The sequence below is a fragment of the Azospirillum sp. B4 genome (genome assembly GCF_000333275.1).
GTDB lineage: Bacteria > Pseudomonadota > Alphaproteobacteria > Azospirillales > Azospirillaceae > Nitrospirillum.
In genome coordinates, this window is record NZ_BACU01000468.1 from 1 (window position 1) to 2,953 (window position 2,953).

Below are 2,953 nucleotides of genomic sequence, written 5' to 3' on the forward strand. Positions count from 1 at the left end.
CGCGGCGGCGGCGGGCTTGCCGGAGGCGGCCGTGGCCTTCACCGGTGCCGCCGGCTGCACGTCCGGCGCCTTCAGCGCGACCATTTGGGGGGGCGGCCTGGACCCGCGGCTTGGCGGCTGGCGCCGCGCTGGCCACCATGGTGGCCTCAGGCGCCGGTGCCGGCTTGGGCGCGGGCTGATCCGCCGGGGACGTGGCTGCAGGGGACGGGGCCGCAGGGACGGCCGGCGCCTCCGGCTTGGCCGGGATGGCCGCCATGGACACCATCTGCGCCGCCTTGGTGGGGCGGAGGTCGGAATGCTCGGTCGCCAGCCGCTCCAGTCGGGTGGGGTCGTTCAGGTAGGCCCATTCGGCGCGCAGCACCTGGATGGACTGCTGCTCCTGGGCGATCTGGCGGTTGAGCGAGGCCAGATGCTCCTGCTCTTCCTGAACGCGGTAGCTGGTGTGGTACAGGATGCCGCTGGCGACGGTGGCGAGGCACAGCCAGACGAGCGTGGACTTGCCTATCATGCTGCTTCTCCCATGGGCCAAGCGGGGGCGTTGGTGCGTTCGGCGGCGCGCAACCGGGCAGATCGGGCGCGTGGATTGTGGCGAAGTTCAGGTTCGCCCGGGGTGACCCCGCTGCGCCCCAGAAGCTTGAGGCTGGGGGCCGGCCCGGCGACGGCGGCGGGCATGTGGCGCGAGGGCGCGCCCTCCGCCCCGCTGCGCTGGCGCAGGAAATCCTTCACCCGCCGGTCCTCCAGGGAATGGAAGGAGACGACGGCTAGGCGGCCGCCCGGCGCCAGCACCTTTTCGGCGCCGGCCAGACCCCGGTCCAGTTCCCCCAGCTCGTCATTCACGTGCAGGCGCAGGGCCTGGAAGCTGCGGGTGGCGGGGTCGATGCCGTCTTTCTTGGACCGGGGAACGACACTGCGGATGATGTCGGCCAGTTGCGCCGTGGTCTCGATTCGGGCGGTGGCGCGGGCGGCGACTATGGCGCGGGCCACGCGGCGGGACAGCCGCTCCTCCCCCAGGCGGTAGAGGATGTTGGCGATGTCGGTCTCGTCATAGTCGTTGACCACGTCGGCGGCCGACGGGCCGCTCTGGCTCATGCGCATGTTCAGCGGGCCGTCGAAGCGGAGGGAAAAGCCGCGCGAAGGGGTCGTCGATCTGGGGGGAGAGACGCCGATGTCAGCGCCACGCCCTCCAACCGGACCGATGCCGTGGGCGGCCAGTAGGTCGGCCATGTCGCCGAACCGGCCCTCGATGATGCGCAGGCGCCCGGAAAAGCGGGCCAGCAGCGGCGCCGCCCGCTGGATGGCGGCGGGGTCGCGGTCGATGCCCACTACCTGGCAGTCCGCAGCCTCCAAGATGGCGCGGGTGTAGCCGCCGGCGCCGAAGGTGCCGTCGACGTAGACGCCGCCGGCGCGCACGGCCAGGGCGTCCAGCACCTCGGCCAGCAGGACGGGGATGTGGATCCGGGTCTCGCCAGTCTGCTCAACGGCGCCGCTCATTGCACGCCTCCGCCACTGGACCCGCCGCCCGCCAGCACGGAATTGGTGCGGGCCAGGATGGTGGACAGCGAGATGTTCTGGGCGCGGCTGCGGTCGCGGCTGGCGGCTTCATGGACGCTCAACGCGTCGGGATCCCAAATCTGGAAGGTGTGGCGGCGGCCGACGAAGGCGGCACCCTCGGTGATGCCGGCGAAGGCCATGAAGTGTTCCGGCAGGACGATGCGGCCCTCCGGATCGATGGCCAGGCGAACGGAGCCACCAAACACCGTGGTCTCGATCAGGTCGCGCATGTCATCGGGCTTGTTGGGGTTGTCCAGCGCCTCGGACAGGCGGTCCATGTAGTCGACGGCACAGGCGTCGATGGCATTGGCCTGCAGCGACCGGAAAACGATCAGCTCCGTCTGTCCACCAAGGACGCCGCGGAAGGAAGACGGGACTGAAACCCGACCCTTCTTGTCGACCTTGTTAACATGTGTGGACAGGAACAAGCCCATCGATCCCCGCGTCCCCAGCGCCTCCGCGCCCCAATCCGATCCGGCACCCGCCCCAGGCCAGAATGCCCTCTCCATCCGGATAAGACCGGATATGCCGAGAGCGCCCTGTTTTTGGGTGCTTATGGGGTATCATGGGATGGGATGGGCGTCAATGGGACGACGTCTCAATGCTTGTCCACAAAACGTTTTTCCACAGTTGTGGACAACCGTAATTCTTTCGCCCCTCTCTAAATCGAATGGGTAGGTGCGACAGCCATATATTCGTGGATTCCCGACGAATCCAATAGCCTTTGGGCAGGGTATACCTATCCTGTGGATAAGGGGTGGGGGGCGACAACCGATAGTTAAAAGGTCGCCAAATCTTTTGGGTAAGCCACCTTGGTTATTCTGGGGGCAGACTTACGCCCAAGTACTCGTCGGTTTGAGGAATCCCACCAAATATGGTGAGGAAAAGGTCATAGGCCGCCATATGTAGGCGCCACTGCGTTGTTCCGGGTTTCATCCCATAAAATCCCAAGCGACACCTGGAACCAGCCGGAACGCCCACGAAATTCCACGCTGGGGTGGAGTCACGGCGTTTGGGGCGGATTTTCCCATGCCAACCCATTTCCTCCCGTGACCCACCCGGCCACCAGCGGACGGGGCGCGACGGGCCTGCAGGGGGGGGCGGCCCGTCGCGGGCGGAGTTGGTTCGCTGCGCGAAGGGAACCTATTCCATTGCACCAGTGAACGGCCGCGCGGTTGATGGTGGGGGAAATATAAAATTAAGCAGTCCTGGCCCATCAATTGGCGAAAGACGGGTTCCGCCGCGGGATGGGGCCGGAAAGATGGATGCCATTCCTATGACAAATGCGCNAAATGGGGGGGCGGCGGTCGCCGGGCCGCATCTGCGCGGGAAAGAAATGCTTCGCCTTTCTGATCCTCCTGATGGTCCTGATGGCGGTCATCGCCCTGATAATGGGCTATCT

At 66.5% G+C, this 2,953-nt stretch carries 2 protein-coding genes and 1 pseudogene; all 3 read right to left on the reverse strand.

Annotated elements, in window-relative coordinates; all coding sequences use genetic code 11:
* A pseudogene (locus I55_RS33330) lies at positions 1-508 on the reverse strand (hypothetical protein); the annotation flags it as partial.
* Positions 505-1,491, reverse strand: a complete 987-nt coding sequence (rsmH, locus tag I55_RS20575; RefSeq protein WP_044562460.1) for a 16S rRNA (cytosine(1402)-N(4))-methyltransferase RsmH — start codon at positions 1,489-1,491, stop codon at positions 505-507. The pseudogene I55_RS33330 and the gene rsmH, both read right to left, overlap by 4 nt.
* A complete protein-coding gene (locus I55_RS20580; protein WP_044562461.1) occupies positions 1,488-1,985 on the reverse strand; it encodes a division/cell wall cluster transcriptional repressor MraZ in 498 nt (165 codons plus the stop codon). Before I55_RS20580 ends, rsmH begins: the two co-directional genes overlap by 4 nt.
* Positions 1,986-2,953 lie beyond the last annotated feature (968 nt).